The organism is Streptomyces sp. NPDC041784, from assembly GCF_055591025.1.
In genome coordinates, this window is record NZ_JBVJAB010000016.1 from 178,917 (window position 1) to 193,881 (window position 14,965).

Here is a 14,965-nt window from a genome sequence, read left to right on the forward strand (position 1 = left end):
GGTTTTGGCTCGCTCTTGTTCTTTTTTTTTCCTTTTTCTCCCCCCTTGCCGCGGGGGGGCGGGGGGGGGGTGGGGGGGGGTGGGGGGGGGGGGGGGGGTCCCCCCCCCCCCCCCCCCGGAACCGGGCCCACCCGCCGCAGCGCGTCTCAGGAACCTCAGACGGTGCCGGACTCCGCGATGGTGACCTTGGCCTTGGTGCGGCCGGACTGGCTGCCCAGGCTCTCGATCTTCTTCACCAGGTCCATGCCCTCGACGACCTCGCCGAAGACGACGTGCTTGCCGTCCAGCCACGACGTGACGATGGTCGTGATGAAGAACTGCGAGCCGTTGGTGTTCTTGCCCGCGTTGGCCATGCTCAGCAGGCCCGGCTTGGTGTGCTTGAGCTGGAAGTTCTCGTCCGCGAACTTCTCGCCGTAGATGCTCTTGCCGCCCGTGCCGTCGCCCCGGGTGAAGTCACCGCCCTGGAGCATGAAGTCCGGGATGACACGGTGGAAGGACGAGCCGGCGTAGCCGAAGCCGTGCTTGCCGGTGGCCAGCTCACGGAAGTTGGTGGCGGTCTTGGGCACGACGTCGTCGTAGAGCTTGAAGACGATGCGGCCGGCGGGCTCGTCGTTGATGGTGATGTCGAAGTACACGTTGTCGCTCATGGGTCCATGATTCATCGATTCGGCCCCGTTCCGGTAATCGGCACGGCGGCGGCCCCGCTACGGCAGCTCCAGCTCCGCCCACACCGTCTTGCCGACCTCCCGCTCGGTCACCCCCCAGACCCTGGCCAGCACCGTGACGATCACCAGTCCCCGGCCACCCTCCGCCTCCGGATCCGTCACGATCCGCAGCCGGTCGCTCCGCGTGTCGCTCACCTCGACACGAAGCGTGCCGGCTGCGAGCAGCAACAGCCTCAGCCGGAAGTCCCGGCCCGGTACGCGCCCGTGCGTGACCGCGTTCGCGGCGAGTTCCGCGACGACCTGCTGCGCGGCGCGGCTGGCGTCGCCGTCGTGCGGGTACCCCCAGGCCGTGAGCTGCTGCGCGGTCAGCCGGCGGGCCAGGCGGGCACCGCGCGGGGTGGAACTGAGACGCAGGGTCATCTCACCGAGGGGGGTGGAGATCTGGGTGGAGATTTCGGAGTTCACCTGACTGAGCGTGGTCGGTTGTATCTACCCTGGCCAGGGGCGACTTGGCGACTCTGTGTAGCCGTACGGCTGCGGTGGGGCAGGCGTACGGGGCCGTCGTCCGTGACCACGAAGGCGTGAGGGCGGTGGCGTACGTGACGGATGAACGCAGGCCGGAAACCCCGGCGGAGGCCGACGGAACGACGGGGCTGCTGACGGCCCTCGGCAAGATGATGAAACTCCTGCGGGAACGAAAGGGCTACACGCAGAAGGACTTCGGCCAGATGGTGGGCTACGGCCCCGATGCGATCTCCGCGATGGAGCGGGGGGTACGGACGATCCGGCCGGAGGTGCTGGAGAAGGCGGACGAGCTGCTGGACGCCGGGGGCCTGTTCTTGCAGGCGGTACCTGAGCTGCGGGAGGCGATGTCCCGGGTACGGACGCGGCATCCGGAGTGGTACCGGAGCTACGCGGCGCTGGAAGCGGAGGCGGTCGAGTTGCACTTCTATGCCAACCAGGCCATGCCTGGGCTTTTGCAGACCGAGGACTACGCCTTCGCAGTGTTCCGCCAACGCCGCCCCTTCCTCAGCGAGGAGACCATCGAGAAGCGCGTAGCGGACCGACTCTCACGCCAGCAGATCTTCGACGGCTGGCCACCGCCGATCGTGAGCTACGTCCTCGAAGAGGTTCTCCTGGATCGCCCGATTGGCGGACTGGCCATCTTCAAGGGGCAGTTGGAGAATCTGCTGCGGGTAGGCAGCCTGCGGAACGTCGAGATCCAGGTGATGCCGACACAGCGCGAGGAACACCCCAACTTGGACAGCGCGTTCAACTTGCTGACCCCCAAGGCACACGGGCAGGTGGCATACACGGAGGCTCAGGGTCACCCCCGGCTAATCACCGATCCAGAAGAGGTCAGGAAGATCGCGGACCGCTATGGTTTCATGCGCGCGCTGGCACTCAACCCCATGGAGTCCCGCACCTTGATCGAAGGGAAGCTGGTGGAGCTATGAGCAGCGAGAACCTCACGTGGTTCAAGTCCAGCTACAGCAGCGGTGAGGGCGGCGAGTGCCTCGAAGCCGCGTACACCTGGCGCAAGTCGACCCACAGCAGCGGCGAGGGCGGCGACTGCATCGAAGTAGCCCCCTGCCCCCACACCATCCACATCCGCGACTCCAAGAACCCCACCGGCCCCACCCTCGCCCTCTCCCCCGCCGCCTGGGCCGACTTCCTCACGCACGCTGTCACCGTCTGACCCTGCCGTGAACCCGATCGGCCCCGGTCGACAAGTCTGAGTGAACGCTGTCCTTTTCCTCAGACCACACGGGGCCCGTCCATGACTGATTCGCTGTGCCGTCCCTCCCAAGGGGGCGGCACGTCCGGCGGCGACACCGCGCAAGCGGACACCGTGCTGATCGCGGCGTCGCTCGACGAACCCGAGCGCTTCGCGGTGCTGTTCGACCGCCACGCGCCCACCATCCACCGGTACGTCGCCCGGCGGCTCGGTGCGGACGCGGCCGACGACGTCACCGCGGAAACGTTCCTCACGGCCTTCCGGATCCGGGCCCGCTACGACAGTGAACGGGCCGGTGTGCGCCCGTGGCTGCACGGCATCGCGGCCAAGCTGATCAGCCGGCATCGCCGGGAGGAGGTCAAGGCGCTGCGGCTGCTCGCCCGTACCGGTCACGACCCGGTGGCCGAGAGCTGGACCGACTCCGCCGACGACCGGGTGGCCGCCCAGGCCGCGTCCCGGCCGCTGGCCAAGGCGCTGGCCAGGCTCTCCGAGGGCGACCGGCACGCGCTCCTGCTCTTCGCCTGGGCCGACTTCACCTACCAGGAGATCGCCGAGGCCCTCGGCATCCCCGTCGGCACGGTCCGGTCCCGGCTCAACCGGGCCCGCCGCAAGCTGCGCGCCGCGACAGGCGTGGTCAGCCCCCTCACCGAACCGACCGAACCGACCGAACCGACCGAACCGGCCGATCCGTTCGGACCGCACGTACCCGAAGGCGACCTGGCATGAACGAGCTGGACGAACCGAACGACGAGCTGTCCGCCGTCCGTGCCCTGCGCGCCGACGCCCCCCTCCCCGACAGCGACCGCCTCGCACCCTCACGCGCCCTGCTGAGCGCGGCGTTCCAGAAGGAGGCCCGGCCATCCACCGCAGCGACCGCTCCGCGCCCCCGGCGCCGACTCGTCCTGATCGCCGTCGCGGCGACCGCGGCCCTGGCCGTCACCGGGGGCCTGATCGCCGTCCACTCCGACGACGGCACGCCGACCGCCTCCACCGCCGAGCGCAGGACTGGCCCTCAAGTGCTGTCCGCCCAGGCCTCCGCCGCCACCCTCGAACTGGCCGCCGCCACCGTGGAGAAGACCGGCGCGACCGAGCCCGGCCCCAAGCAGTGGGTGTACGAGAAGGGCACGGTCCTGGGCGAGAACGGCTCGACCTCGGAGCAGTGGACCCGCTGGGACGGCACCGGCAGTGCCCGGCTGCCCGGCATCCCGGGCGAGGGCAGCATCAAGGACTTCGACCCGAACAAGCTCCAGGTCTGGTACGGGCCCAACCAGGAGGAGAAGTGGAAGGAGGAGGGCTACGACGACCGCTCGCAGCGCCAGTTCTACCGCTTCCTCAAGACCCTCCCCAGTGACCCCGACCGCATGATGGAGGCGATCCGTGAGGAGCACGCCATCGGCGACCTGAAGGGCGAGACGACGGCGCAGCGCGACTGGCGGGAGATCGACGTCCTGTACCGCTCCGTCCTGATCCCGCCGAACGCCCAGGCGGGGCTCTTCCGGGCGCTCGCGAAGATTCCGGGCGCCCGGGTGGAGACGGGTGTCGAGGATCCGATCGGCCGCCCGGCCATCGGTGTGACGGTGAACTACAGCAAGCCCACCCCCTCGGGTCACCAGGGCAAGCAGGAGATCTACTTCGATCCGAAGACGTACGCGTACCTGGGGGAGATCTCGACGGCCGCGCCCTTCGACACCCCCGGCGAGGACGACCCCTCGATGGCGCCGGAGGACCTGGTCATGACCACCGTCCGCGATGCCTGGGGGGTGGTGGACAAGCCCGGTGAGCGCCCGTAGCCCGTCGGCCCGCCGGGCCCGCTACTCCTCCCGCACCGCCTCCACCGCCTCCCGGACGTCCGCGTCCGGGTCGGCGGCGAGGCGGTCGAGCAGGTCGGGCACCCCGGGGGTCTTCCAGCCGCAGACCGCCCACACCAGTTCCTCCCGCACGATCGGGTCGGGATGCGTGGCCAGCCGTGCCAGCTCGGCGACCGGGCCGCGCCGGCGCTTCCCGAACCAGTGCAGCGCCTCCCGCAGCACGGCCGGGTCCCCGGGGTCGCCGGCCGCCGCGATCCGGGCGAGCAGGACGCGGGGCGGCGGGCCGGGGCCGTCGAGGGGGTGCGGCAGCCGCTCGCGGAGGCGGCGGTCGCCGTAACCGCCGCGCACGGCGCAGCCGTAGCAGGTGCAGGGGCGGGTGCCGTGGGCGTCGGGCCGGTAGCGCCACCCGGCCACCTGCGGGGCGGTGCGGATCCGGTGGATCTCGCGCGGGCGGATCGCGCGCGGCACGAAGACCTCCCAGCCCCGGGGGTCCTCCAGTGCCGTGATCCGCCGGACGGCCTCCGCGGCCGTGACGGTGGGCTGGTCACGCCCGTAGCGGCCGACCAGCACCTCCTGGGCGTCGTCCAGCCGTACGTGCACGGCGACCAGGCCGCCCCGGGTGCCGAAGCGGGCCAGTTCGCGCAGCCACTGGTGGGTGAGGGTGTGGGAGGGCAACACCGGGAAGCAGTAGACGCCGCGCGCGCCGCCATACCCGCGGCTGACCGCGCGGACGCCGGACCGGCGGACGCGGGGCGCGTCGGCGGCCGAGGTGAGGTGGACGAACATCGCCATGGCCCGCTCACACCCCCAGACCGGGCGGGGGCGGGCCCAGCGGGTCCTCCGTGAGCACCGCCGGGCTGCGCAGCGCCGCCTCGTAGGTCTCCCGCGCGAAGACGAACGGGCCGAGGGGCAGTTCGCCCCACTGCTCGCGGTGCGGCTGGCGGAAGGAGGACCAGGTGACCGTCGTGGGGGTCACGGCGATGCGGGCCGTCAGGGGCCAGCACTCCCAGATGCCGCAGGGGCAGCCGAGGAGCGGGGTCCGGTCGGCCGTGTCCAGGAACGGGTTCGCCGGGAAGTCGAGGACGCCCAGTCCGTCGTGGCCGCGCCAGAGGAGTTCCGCCGACTCCCGCTCCTGGTCCTCGAACTGGTCCTCCAGTTCCGGGCGCCACAGCTCGCGGGTCGCCCACGCCGCGTGCGCGCGCAGGTCGGTGCCGTCGACGCGGACGCCCCAGACCGGTCCGCCGTCCTCCGGCGGGTACTGGAAGAACTCGATGCCGTTCACACCCGGCATCCTCACCGCCCGGCCGCCCGCCCCGCGAGCCCTTTACGGCGTGTACAGCCCTTCCACCTGCTCGGAGAAGTCCCGCAGGATCCGTTCCCGGCGCAGCTTCATCGACGGCGTCAGATGGCCGTCCAGCTCCGTGAAGTCCGTCGGCAGGACGGCGAAGCGGCGGATCGACTCCGGGCGGGAGACCAGCTTGTTGGCCTCGTCGACCGCGCGTTGCAGTACGGCGTCCAGCTCCTCGTCCCCGATGAGCAGCTCCACCGGGACGGGGTGTTTGCCGTTCATGTTGCGCCAGTGGGTGAGGCCGTCGGGGTCGAGGGTGAGGAGCGCGGAGACGTAGGGGCGGCCGTCGCCGAGGACGATGGCCTGGGAGATCAGGGGGTGGGAGCGCAGCCAGTTCTCCAGCGGGGCGGGGGCGACGCTCTTGCCGCCCGCCGTGATGATCATCTCCTTCTTGCGGCCGGTTATCGTCAGATAGCCCTCGTCGTCCAGCTCGCCGATGTCCCCGGTGGGGAGCCAGCCGTCGGGGGCCGCGGGGACGACGCCGCCCGCCGCCGGGTCCCAGTAGCCGCGCAGGACGTGTTCGCCGGCGATGAGGATCTCACCGTCCGCCGCGATCCGGATCCGTGTGCCGGGCATCGGCCAGCCGACCGTGCCCAGCCTGGGTTTCAGCGGAGGTGTCACCGTGGTGGCGCCGGTGGTCTCGGTGAGGCCGTAGCCCTCGTAGATCTCGATGCCCGCGCCGAGGTAGAACGACGACAGGGGCCGGCCCAGCGGGGAGCCGCCGCAGATGGCGTGGCGGACGCGGCCGCCCATGGCGTTGCGGAGGCGGCGGTAGACCAGCGGGTCGTAGAAGGTGCGGGAGGCGCGGAGGGTGGCGCCGGGGCCGGAGCCGGTGCCGGTCTTGTGGGCCTCGACGGCCTCGCCGTAGCGGCGGGCGACGCCGACCGCGCGGTCGAAGGTGGACAGCCGGCCGGCGGCCTCCGCCTTCGCGCGGGCGGTGTTGAAGACCTTCTCCAGCATGTAGGGGATGGCGAGGAGACAGGTGGGTCTGAAGGCGGCCAGGTCGGGCAGCAGGTCGTCGGACTTCAGGCTCGGCGCGTGGCCCAGACGGACCCGGGCGCGGACGCAGGCGATGGCGACCATCCGGCCGAAGACATGGGACATCGGCAGGAAGAGCAGGACCGAGAGGTCGTCGCCCGAGCCCTTGAAGACGGGGTAGAGGAGTTCGATCGCGTTGTCGACCTCGGCGAAGAAGTTGCCGTGGGTGAGCGCGCAGCCCTTGGGGCGGCCGGTGGTGCCGGAGGTGTAGATGAGGGTGGCGAGCGTGTCGGGGCCCAACACGCCCCGTCTGACGGCCACTTCGCCGTCGGGCACGTGCTCGCCCGCCTCCGCGAGCCGGTCGACGTGGCCCTTCTCCATGACCCACACATGCTGGAGGTCGGGCAGCCGGTCGCGTTCGGGGCCGAGCGCGGCAGCCTGCGCGACCGTCTCGGTGACCAGGGCGACCGCGCCGGAGTCGTGGAGGATCCAGCGGGTCTGGAAGACCGAGGAGGTGGGGTAGACGGGCACGGTGACCAGTCCGGCCGCCCAGGCGGCGAAGTCGAGCAGCGTCCACTCGTACGTCGTCCGGGCCATGATGGCGATCCGGTCGCCGGGCATCAGCCCTTCCGCGATCAGCCCCCGCGCCACGGCGTTCACCTGGGCGGCGAACCGTTCCGCCGTGATGTCCGTCCACTCGCCGTCCGGGCCCTTGCGGCTGAGCACCACCGCCTGTGGGGCGGCTGTGGAGTTGTCGAAGGGCAGATCGGCGAGCGACCCGTGCGTGACCGGGTGCGCGAACGCCGGTACGGCCGCCTCGCGCACGACGCCGTCCAGCCGCCGCGTCTCGGGCTCCACCAGGGCAGGGGGAGCGTCGGCGAAGTCGGCGGAGGTCGGGTACGGCGTGGACACGGGCGGCTCCCTGGGCGTGCAGCGGGGAAACTGCTTGCTGCATACGTACGTGCCTCGCATGCCGAGGCGTTCAACCGGGATGCCCCCGAAGACAGGGGTTACCGCCAGTTAGGCAGGGGATCGTACGGTGCTCGCGTGTGGAGGGTGTGGGTGTTCGGGGATGGTCCGGCGTCGGGGCTGTGCAATCCCGTTGGTTATGTGAGGGCTATTCAGTTTTGTTCTGGCGCGGTTCGGTTTCGGTTCAGTGCGGTTCGGTGCGGTTCGGTTTCGCTCCGGGGCGGCTCGGATTCGCGCCGACGCGGCACGGATTCGCTCCGGCGCGGTTCAGTCTCGCTCCGGCGGGGCTCGGTTTCACTCCGGCGCGCGGCGCGGTTTCGGCTCAGCTTCGTTCCAGCACGGCCGTGACACCCTGGCCGCCGGCCGCGCAGATCGAGATCAACCCCCGTGCGGGGCCGCCTCGTTCGGCCAGCAGCTTGGCCAGGGTCGCCACGATCCGGGCGCCGGTCGCGGCGAACGGGTGGCCGGTCGCGAGCGAGGAGCCGGCCACGTTGAGCCGGTCCCGGTCGACGGGCCCGAGGCCCTGCCTCTCCCAGGCCGCGAGGGTGGCCAGCACCTGGGACGCGAACGCCTCGTGCACCTCGATCAGGTCGAAGTCGTCGAGGGCGAGCCCGGTACGCGCGAGCATGCGCGGCACGGCGTACGCCGGGGCCATCAGCAGGCCGTCCTCGCCGCCCGCGACATCGCCGCGCACGAAGTCCACGGCCGCCGTCTCGTAGGCGGTCAGATAGGCCAGCGGCTCCAGGCCGCGCGCCTCGGCCCACTCCTCCGAGGCGAGCAGGACAACCGCCGCGCCGTCGGTGAGCGGGGTCGAATTGCCCGCCGTCATCGTGGGGTTGGGGCCGTCGGTGCCGAACACCGGCTTGAGCGCGGCCAGTTTCTCGGCGGTGGAGTCCGGGCGCAGGTTCTGGTCGCGGGCCAGGTCGCGGAAGGGGACCACCATGTCGCGGAAGAAGCCGCGGTCGTAGGCGGCCGCCAGCCGCTGGTGGCTGGTCGCCGCGAGTTCGTCCTGGGCCTCGCGGGAGATGTCCCAGGCGCGGGCGGTGACCGCCGCGTGCTCGCCCATGGACAGGCCGGTGCGGGGCTCGGCGTTGCGCGGCATGTCGGGGATCAGATGGCCGGGGCGGATCTTCGCGAGGGCCTTGAGGCGGGCGCCCGTGGATCTGGCCCGGCGGGCTTCGAGGAGGATGCGACGCAGCCCGTCGTTGACGCCGAGCGGGGCGTCGCTCGCGGTGTCGGCACCGCCCGCGATCGCCGACTCGGTCTGGCCGAGGGCGATCTTGTTGGCGGCGGCGATGACGGCCTGGAGGCCGGTGCCGCAGGCCTGCTGGATGTCGTAGGCCGGGGTGCGGGAGTCCAGCTTCGAGCCGAGGACGGTCTCCCGGGCGAGGTTGAAGTCGCGGCTGTGCTTGAGCACGGCGCCGGCGACCAGCTCACCGACGACTCCGGGCACGTCGAGCCCGTACCGGATCGCCAGGCCGTTCACGGCAGCCGTCAGCATGTCCTGGTTGGACGCGGTGGCGTACGGGCCGTCGGAGCGGGCGAAGGGGACACGTGTGCCGCCGACGATCGCCACGCGACGGGCGCGCGGGGGCTCCGAAGGGCTGAAATCCGACGGCTCCACCAGCTTCAGCCGTGACGGCTCCGAGGCACTCATCTCGACCTGCTCCTCACCCTTGACCTAGACTTACCCACGGTAACCTTACTCCAGAGTAAGCATGTGTGTGCCGAGCCTGTGGGAGACGAACATGGCCGACCGCTATCTGCGCTTCACCGCCACCGCACCGGGCCGCTTCCTCACCCGAAGGCTCGGTCTTCAGCAACCGGCGGCGCTCAGGCGCTGGTCCGCCGAACACCCGTCCCTCACAGGAACCTTGATCCACCTTACGGCCGGGGAGTCCACCCTCGACCTCGCGCCCGTGCTCGCCCGCACGGGACTGCCACCGGCCCGCGCCGACACGGCCGACACCCCCGCCGCCGTCGTCCTGGACGCGACCGGCGTACGAGACGTCACGTCCGGTGTACGGGACGTCGGCTCCCTCGCCGACGTCCACGCGGCGCTGCACCCGGTCGTAGGGTCCGTCGCCGCGAGCGGCCGGATCGTGGTGCTCGGCGCGCCGCTCGACGCCGGGGACCACCACCAGGCGGCCGCGCAGCAGGCCCTGGAGGGGTTCACGCGCTCCCTCGGCAAGGAGATCGGGCGGGGCAGGACGGTGAACCTGGTACGGCTGACGGACGCGGCGGCCGCCGAGTCCACGCTGCGGTTCCTGCTGTCGCCGAAGTCGGCCTATGTGAGCGGGCAGGTGATCGGGGTGGGCGCCGCCCGGGGCGGGCCGTCGGTGGACGGGTACCGCCCCCTCTCCGGCCGTACCGCGCTCGTCACCGGAGGCGCGCGCGGGATCGGCGCGGCGGTCGCCGAGACGCTGGCGCGGGACGGCGCGACGGTCGTCGTCCTCGACGTGCCGCAGGCCGAGGCGGACGCCCGGCGGCTCGCCGAACGGCTCGGCGGGCGGGCCCTCACGCTCGACATCACCGCCGCCGACGCGGGCGAGCGGATCGCCACCGCACTCCCCGACGGGCTGGACGTGCTGATCCACAACGCCGGGATCACCCGGGACCGGCGGCTGGTCAACATGCCCGCCGAGCGCTGGGGTTCGGTGCTCGACGTGAACCTCGCGAGCGTGCTGCGCACCACGGACGCCCTCCTCGCCAAGGGCACCCTGCGGGAGGGCGGGCGGATCGTGGCCACCGCGTCCATCGCCGGACTCGCGGGCAACGCCGGGCAGACGAACTACGGCGCGAGCAAGGCGGGGATCGCCGGGCTGGTGCAGGCGCTCGCGCCGCGTGCCCTGGCCGAGCACGGGGTGACCGTGAACGCGGTCGCGCCCGGGTTCATCGAGACGCGGATGACGGCCGCCGTGCCGCTGTTCATCCGGGAAGCCGGGCGCCGGATGAACTCCCTCGCGCAGGGCGGACTGCCGGTGGACGTCGCCGAGACCACCGCCTGGCTCGCCCACCCGGCGTCCGGCGCGGTGAACGGTCAGGTCGTGCGGGTGTGCGGCCAGAGCCTGCTGGGGGCGTGATGACCGCGCTGAGGAACGCGCCGTCCCTGGGCCCGCTGCTGGCGCGCGGCGCCCTGCTCTCGCCCTTCAAGAGGCCCCGACCGGGGGTCGCCTTCACCGGGGACCCGCTCGTCCTGCCCGGTCTGCGGGCCGACGTCGACCGGTTGTCCCGCTACGAGCGGGTGTGCGGCTTCGCCACCGGCGGCGACGGCCTGCCGGTCACCTATCCCCACGTCCTGGGCTTCCCGCTGGCCATGGCCCTCATGAGCGGCCGGGCCTTCCCGCTCCCGCTGCTGGGACTGGTCCACACATCGATCGAGATCACCCGCCACGCCTCCCTGCCGGTCGCGGACACGTACGAACTCACCGTGTACGTCGACCACTTGGTTCCGCACCGGCGCGGGACGGAGGCGTCGGTCGTCACGGAGCTGAGGGAGGCCGGGGGCGGGGGCGGGGAGGCGGTGTGGGAGTCGACGAGTACCTATCTGGCCCGGCACGCGACGACGGCGGCCACCGCGCCGAGGGAACCGGAGCAGCTGGTGCCGGAGTCGGTTCCGGCTGCGCTGCCGCTGCCTCTGCCCCTGCTCGACGAGTGGCGGCTCGGGGGTGACGTGGGGCGGCGGTACGGGGCCGTGTCCGGCGACCGCAACCCCATCCATCTGCACCCGCTCACCGCCCGCCTCTTCGGCTTCCCCCGGGCCATCGCGCACGGCATGTGGACCGCCGCCCGCTGCCTCGCCGCCCACGGCACCCCACCGGCCGTCCGGGTCCGCGCCGACTTCCGGGCGCCGGTGCTGCTGCCGGGCACGGTGGAATTCGCGTCGGACGGGGAGCGGTTCGAGCTGCGGGGGGCGGGGGACGAGGGGCGGGTCCATGTGAGCGGCAGGGTCGATGCGCTGACCTCGTGAGCCCAGGGGATCAAGGAGACTTGCTCCTGTACGGCGATCGACAAGGAGCCAAGTGGTGGCAACGCTTCCAGAGATCACAGCCCTGTTGGGCGAACCCCGGTTCAACTGGTCGGATCCGGCTCCATGGATCGAACTGGAGCGGGAACTCGGCATCGAATTCCCCGCGGACTTCCGCGAGATCGTGGACGCCTACGGTTCGATCGAGGTCAACAAGCAGCTGTATCTGACGCACCCCGCCGGTCATCTTCTGCACAGTCTGGGAAAGGACATCAGGGGGGATCTTGAGCTCTGGCGCGAGGAGGACATGGTCGAGTTCCTGCCGAGTCCGGTGGGGGCGAACCCCGGGGAACTGATACCGGTGGCGTCGGCCACGACGGGCGAGGCGATCTTCCTTCGCGTTCCCGACTCCCCCTCCTCGCCCTGGCGCGTCGTGGTCCAGGAGTTCGACAGTCCGGCCTGGACCCTCTACGAGATGACGTTCAGCGAGTGGTTGCTGGACTACCTCAAGGGCAGGGACGTGACGCTGTGTTCGCGCAACTTCGCGCCCGACGGCCCGTTCTACGCGTTCCTGCCCTGAGAACGGACAGTGCCGAGGAGACCGCCCCTACGCCTCGGGAGGGGTCCAGGCGTTGCCCTCCATCAGGCTGGACAGGCCGGACCAGGCGAAGTTCATCAGGGTGGCGGCCGCCTGGCGGGGGGTGACGGCCGCGCTCGTGTTGGCCCAGGCCGCGAGGGACTCGGCGGCGCCGACCAGGGCCTCGGCCAGGCCGGCGACCTCGCGTTCGGGAAGGTCGGGGTCGCGGTGCGCCTCGCGGGCCGCGACGACGATCAGCTGGGTCACGAACGCGACGATCTCCTCGCGCATCGCGGTGACCTCGGCGGCGAAGGTCTCGCCGTGGGTGCGGGCCTGGAGGTGCAGAACGGACCAGGCGTGCGGGTGCTCCCCGGTGTGCGCGAAGAAGGCCAGCAGGCCGTCCCAGAGCTGGCGGTCGGCGGGCAGGTCGGTGCGGATGCCGGACCGTACGGCCGCGACCAGCGCCTGGGCCTCCCGCCGGATGCAGGCGGTGAAGAGGTCTTCCTTGGAGTTCAGGTACAGGTACACCAACGGCTTGGACACGCCCGCCAGTTCGGCGATCTCGTCCATCGACGCGGCCATGTACCCCCGCCGGCCGAAGGTCTCCACGGCGGCGTCCAGCATCTGCTGCTCACGGACCGCACGCGGCATCCGCTTGGTCTTCACGGCACCCATGGGGCCAGCCTAGTTGGGCCCGGCCGGTCCGAACTCCCGCTGGACCAGGAGAGACTCCACTACGACGCCTGGCCCTGCGCGGAGTCCACCGCCCCGTCCTCCTGGGAGCGGTTGGCCTCCAGGTTGGCCTTCATCCGGTCCACCCGGCGCACGACGGTCTCCGAGGCGCGGTCGCGCTCCTTGCGCAGCGCGACGAAGCTGATCGGCGCGGAGAGCACCAGCGCGAGCAGGACGATCCACATGCCGTTGGAGTCACCGAGGCCGCGCGGCACGACGCCCGAGTAGACGAGGCCCCAGACGACCACGAGGCAACCGGCGAAGACACCGAGGCGCATCAGTGTGTAGCGGAGCATCTCAACCCACTCTTCCGTTCCAAAACAGGGCCAACGTCCAGTGAAGCACGCCCAGGTCCCGATCTTCGAAGGGGGTCACACGAGCGGCAGCAGCATGATGACGTCGTCGCGGTCGTCGCCGGGCGCGACCCGGATCGCGCCGGGTATCCGCCCGACCTCCTTGTAGCCGCAGGAGCCGTAGAACCGCTCCAGACCGAGCCCGCCGCGGCAGGTGAGCCGTACGGCCTCGATGCCGTCGAACCCGCGGGCGGCGTCGGCCGCGGCCGCCAGCAGATCGCGGCCGTAGCCCTTGCCCTGATGCCGGGGGTGGACCATCACCGTGTACAGCCACACCCAGTGGGTCATCAGCCGGTGCGTGTTGAAGGAGAAGAACGCGGTCGCGGCCACCTCGCCGCTCTCGTCGTGCCCGACGAGCAGCCGGTGGCGGCCCTCGGCCATGGCCGCGAGGTGCTTGACCAGCTCCGGCCGTATCTCCTCGCGGGTCACGGGCGCCACGAAGCCGACGGCTCCGCCCGCGTTGGAGACGTCCGTCCAGAGGTCGAGAACACCGTCGCGCAGGGCGGGGTCAACGGCCGGGTCCAGCGTGAAGGTAAGGGGCATGAGGGCAGGGTAGTCATTACCCCGCCCTTGCCTCAACGGCGATTCAGACCCGCATCGGCTGCGGCGACTCCCGGCGCAGGGGGTCCGGACCGTCGTACTCACGGATGATCTCGTAGCGCGTGTTGCGCTCCACCGGGCGGAAGCCGGCGTCGCGGATCAGGTCGAGGAGGTCCTCGCGGGTCAGCTTGTTGGGGGTGCCGTAGTTGTCGGCGTCGTGCGTGATCTTGTACTCGACGACCGAGCCGTCCATGTCGTCGGCGCCGTGCTGGAGGGCCAGCTGGGCGGTCTGGACGCCGTGCATGACCCAGAAGACCTTGACGTGCGGGACGTTGTCGAAGAGCAGCCGGGAGACCGCGAAGGTCTTCAGGGCCTCGGCGCCGGTGGCCATCTGGGTGCGGGCCTGGAGCCGGTTGCGTACCTTGCCGTCCTTCATGTCGACGAAGTCGTGCTGGTAGCGCAGCGGGATGAAGACCTGGAAGCCGCCCGTCTCGTCCTGGAGTTCACGCAGGCGCAGGACGTGGTCGACGCGGTGGCGGGGCTCCTCGATGTGGCCGTACAGCATCGTGGAGGGGGTCTTGAGCCCCTTCTCGTGCGCCAGGCGGTGGATCCGGGACCAGTCCTCCCAGTGGGTGCGGTGGTCCACGATGTGCTGGCGCACCTCCCAGTCGAAGATCTCGGCGCCGCCGCCGGTCAGCGACTCCAGACCGGCGTCGATCAGCTCGTCGAGGATCTCGGAGGCGGTGAGCCCGGAGATCGTCTCGAAGTGGTGGATCTCCGTGGCCGTGAAGGCCTTCAACGACACGTTCGGCAGGGCCGCCTTCAGCTCCCGCAGCGAGCGCGGGTAGTACCGCCACGGCAGGTTCGGATGCAGGCCGTTGACGATGTGCAGCTCGGTGAGGTTCTCCGACTCCATCGCCTTGGCGAGCTTCACCGCCTCCTCGATGCGCATCGTGTACGCGTCCTTCTCGCCCGGCTTGCGCTGGAAGGAGCAGTAGGCGCAGGACGCCGTGCACACGTTGGTCATGTTGAGGTGGCGGTTGACGTTGAAGTGCACGACGTCGCCGTTCTTGCGCGTGCGCACCTCGTGCGCCAGCCCGCCCAGCCAGGCCAGGTCGTCCGACTCGTACAGCGCGATGCCGTCCTCGCGGGTCAGCCGCTCACCGGCCCTGACCTTCTCCTCCAGCTCGCGCTTGAGCCCGACGTCCATGGTCATCCCTCTCCTAGACAGATCTGTAAACCGTACTCCCCCACCCTTCGGGCGGGCGGTTCCCCCATACGGCACTTGAG

Annotated in this window: 17 protein-coding genes; 7 read left to right on the forward strand and 10 right to left on the reverse strand. The window is 71.2% G+C overall.

Annotated elements, in window-relative coordinates:
* Window positions 1-155: 155 nt before the first annotated feature.
* Window positions 156-647, reverse strand: coding sequence for a peptidylprolyl isomerase (locus ACZ6D7_RS31070; RefSeq protein WP_469497818.1), 492 nt, complete (start codon window positions 645-647; stop codon window positions 156-158).
* A gap of 57 nt (window positions 648-704) precedes the next feature.
* Window positions 705-1,130 (reverse strand): ATP-binding protein, encoded by a 426-nt coding sequence (locus tag ACZ6D7_RS31075; RefSeq protein WP_469497821.1) that lies wholly within the window; start codon window positions 1,128-1,130, stop codon window positions 705-707.
* A 125-nt stretch (window positions 1,131-1,255) separates the two neighbouring features.
* On the opposite strand from ACZ6D7_RS31075, the gene ACZ6D7_RS31080 reads away from it, so the two are divergent.
* From ACZ6D7_RS31080 to ACZ6D7_RS31095, 4 genes are all read left to right on the forward strand, one after another.
* Window positions 1,256-2,122 carry a helix-turn-helix domain-containing protein gene (locus ACZ6D7_RS31080; RefSeq protein WP_469497824.1) on the forward strand — a complete coding sequence of 289 codons (867 nt, stop codon included), beginning with the start codon at window positions 1,256-1,258 and terminating at the stop codon, window positions 2,120-2,122.
* On the forward strand, window positions 2,119-2,364 hold the full coding sequence (locus ACZ6D7_RS31085) for a DUF397 domain-containing protein (protein ID WP_469497826.1): 246 nt from the start codon (window positions 2,119-2,121) through the stop codon (window positions 2,362-2,364). Before ACZ6D7_RS31080 ends, ACZ6D7_RS31085 begins: the two co-directional genes overlap by 4 nt.
* Before the next feature lie 81 nt (window positions 2,365-2,445).
* Complete coding sequence (locus tag ACZ6D7_RS31090) at window positions 2,446-3,129, forward strand: RNA polymerase sigma factor (RefSeq protein ID WP_469497827.1); 684 nt, start codon at window positions 2,446-2,448, stop codon at window positions 3,127-3,129.
* Window positions 3,126-4,193, forward strand: a complete 1,068-nt coding sequence (locus ACZ6D7_RS31095; protein WP_469497830.1) for a CU044_5270 family protein — start codon at window positions 3,126-3,128, stop codon at window positions 4,191-4,193. Before ACZ6D7_RS31090 ends, ACZ6D7_RS31095 begins: the two co-directional genes overlap by 4 nt.
* 21 nt (window positions 4,194-4,214) lie before the next feature.
* On the opposite strand, the gene ACZ6D7_RS31100 is transcribed toward ACZ6D7_RS31095, so the two are convergent.
* From ACZ6D7_RS31100 to ACZ6D7_RS31115, 4 genes are all read right to left on the reverse strand, one after another.
* Complete coding sequence (locus tag ACZ6D7_RS31100) at window positions 4,215-5,003, reverse strand: HEAT repeat domain-containing protein (protein ID WP_469497833.1); 789 nt, start codon at window positions 5,001-5,003, stop codon at window positions 4,215-4,217.
* A gap of 7 nt (window positions 5,004-5,010) precedes the next feature.
* Window positions 5,011-5,502, reverse strand: coding sequence for a hypothetical protein (locus ACZ6D7_RS31105; RefSeq protein WP_469497836.1), 492 nt, complete (start codon window positions 5,500-5,502; stop codon window positions 5,011-5,013).
* Window positions 5,503-5,535: 33 nt separating this feature from the next.
* Window positions 5,536-7,449 (reverse strand): AMP-dependent synthetase/ligase, encoded by a 1,914-nt coding sequence (locus ACZ6D7_RS31110; protein ID WP_469497837.1) that lies wholly within the window; start codon window positions 7,447-7,449, stop codon window positions 5,536-5,538.
* Window positions 7,450-7,828: 379 nt separating this feature from the next.
* Window positions 7,829-9,163 (reverse strand): acetyl-CoA C-acetyltransferase, encoded by a 1,335-nt coding sequence (locus tag ACZ6D7_RS31115; protein ID WP_469497840.1) that lies wholly within the window; start codon window positions 9,161-9,163, stop codon window positions 7,829-7,831.
* Between the two features lie 91 nt (window positions 9,164-9,254).
* On the opposite strand from ACZ6D7_RS31115, the gene ACZ6D7_RS31120 reads away from it, so the two are divergent.
* From ACZ6D7_RS31120 to ACZ6D7_RS31130, 3 genes are read left to right on the forward strand one after another with little or no spacing between them, the layout of a single operon-like run.
* Window positions 9,255-10,589, forward strand: a complete 1,335-nt coding sequence (locus tag ACZ6D7_RS31120; protein WP_469498000.1) for a 3-oxoacyl-ACP reductase — start codon at window positions 9,255-9,257, stop codon at window positions 10,587-10,589.
* Window positions 10,589-11,476, forward strand: coding sequence for a MaoC family dehydratase (locus ACZ6D7_RS31125; RefSeq protein WP_469497844.1), 888 nt, complete (start codon window positions 10,589-10,591; stop codon window positions 11,474-11,476). Before ACZ6D7_RS31120 ends, ACZ6D7_RS31125 begins: the two co-directional genes overlap by 1 nt.
* 55 nt (window positions 11,477-11,531) lie before the next feature.
* Window positions 11,532-12,053, forward strand: a complete 522-nt coding sequence (locus ACZ6D7_RS31130; RefSeq protein ID WP_469497846.1) for an SMI1/KNR4 family protein — start codon at window positions 11,532-11,534, stop codon at window positions 12,051-12,053.
* A 27-nt stretch (window positions 12,054-12,080) separates the two neighbouring features.
* On the opposite strand, the gene ACZ6D7_RS31135 is transcribed toward ACZ6D7_RS31130, so the two are convergent.
* The 4 genes from ACZ6D7_RS31135 to mqnE form a co-directional block, all read right to left on the reverse strand.
* Complete coding sequence (locus tag ACZ6D7_RS31135) at window positions 12,081-12,725, reverse strand: TetR/AcrR family transcriptional regulator (protein ID WP_469497849.1); 645 nt, start codon at window positions 12,723-12,725, stop codon at window positions 12,081-12,083.
* 59 nt (window positions 12,726-12,784) lie between these two features.
* Window positions 12,785-13,078 carry a DUF4229 domain-containing protein gene (locus tag ACZ6D7_RS31140; RefSeq protein ID WP_469497852.1) on the reverse strand — a complete coding sequence of 98 codons (294 nt, stop codon included), beginning with the start codon at window positions 13,076-13,078 and terminating at the stop codon, window positions 12,785-12,787.
* Window positions 13,079-13,153: 75 nt separating this feature from the next.
* Window positions 13,154-13,678, reverse strand: a complete 525-nt coding sequence (locus ACZ6D7_RS31145) for a GNAT family N-acetyltransferase (protein ID WP_469497855.1) — start codon at window positions 13,676-13,678, stop codon at window positions 13,154-13,156.
* Window positions 13,679-13,721: 43 nt separating this feature from the next.
* Entirely contained in the window at window positions 13,722-14,885 is a 1,164-nt protein-coding gene (mqnE, locus tag ACZ6D7_RS31150) for an aminofutalosine synthase MqnE (RefSeq protein WP_469498003.1), read from the reverse strand.
* Window positions 14,886-14,965 lie beyond the last annotated feature (80 nt).

Excerpts from the sequence above, each read along its gene's own strand:
- ACZ6D7_RS31090 (WP_469497827.1), top strand. The coding sequence starts at position 2,446 with ATGACTGATTCGCTGTGCCGTCCCTCCCAAGGGGGCGGCACGTCCGGC.
- ACZ6D7_RS31115 (WP_469497840.1), bottom strand. The coding sequence starts at position 9,163 with ATGAGTGCCTCGGAGCCGTCACGGCTGAAGCTGGTGGAGCCGTCGGAT.
- ACZ6D7_RS31140 (WP_469497852.1), bottom strand. The coding sequence starts at position 13,078 with ATGCTCCGCTACACACTGATGCGCCTCGGTGTCTTCGCCGGTTGCCTC.
- ACZ6D7_RS31105 (WP_469497836.1), bottom strand. The coding sequence starts at position 5,502 with ATGCCGGGTGTGAACGGCATCGAGTTCTTCCAGTACCCGCCGGAGGAC.
- ACZ6D7_RS31120 (WP_469498000.1), top strand. The coding sequence starts at position 9,255 with ATGGCCGACCGCTATCTGCGCTTCACCGCCACCGCACCGGGCCGCTTC.
- ACZ6D7_RS31145 (WP_469497855.1), bottom strand. The coding sequence starts at position 13,678 with ATGCCCCTTACCTTCACGCTGGACCCGGCCGTTGACCCCGCCCTGCGC.
- ACZ6D7_RS31100 (WP_469497833.1), bottom strand. The coding sequence starts at position 5,003 with ATGGCGATGTTCGTCCACCTCACCTCGGCCGCCGACGCGCCCCGCGTC.
- ACZ6D7_RS31095 (WP_469497830.1), top strand. The coding sequence starts at position 3,126 with ATGAACGAGCTGGACGAACCGAACGACGAGCTGTCCGCCGTCCGTGCC.
- ACZ6D7_RS31135 (WP_469497849.1), bottom strand. The coding sequence starts at position 12,725 with ATGGGTGCCGTGAAGACCAAGCGGATGCCGCGTGCGGTCCGTGAGCAG.
- mqnE (WP_469498003.1), bottom strand. The coding sequence starts at position 14,885 with ATGGACGTCGGGCTCAAGCGCGAGCTGGAGGAGAAGGTCAGGGCCGGT.
- ACZ6D7_RS31070 (WP_469497818.1), bottom strand. The coding sequence starts at position 647 with ATGAGCGACAACGTGTACTTCGACATCACCATCAACGACGAGCCCGCC.
- ACZ6D7_RS31085 (WP_469497826.1), top strand. The coding sequence starts at position 2,119 with ATGAGCAGCGAGAACCTCACGTGGTTCAAGTCCAGCTACAGCAGCGGT.
- ACZ6D7_RS31125 (WP_469497844.1), top strand. The coding sequence starts at position 10,589 with ATGACCGCGCTGAGGAACGCGCCGTCCCTGGGCCCGCTGCTGGCGCGC.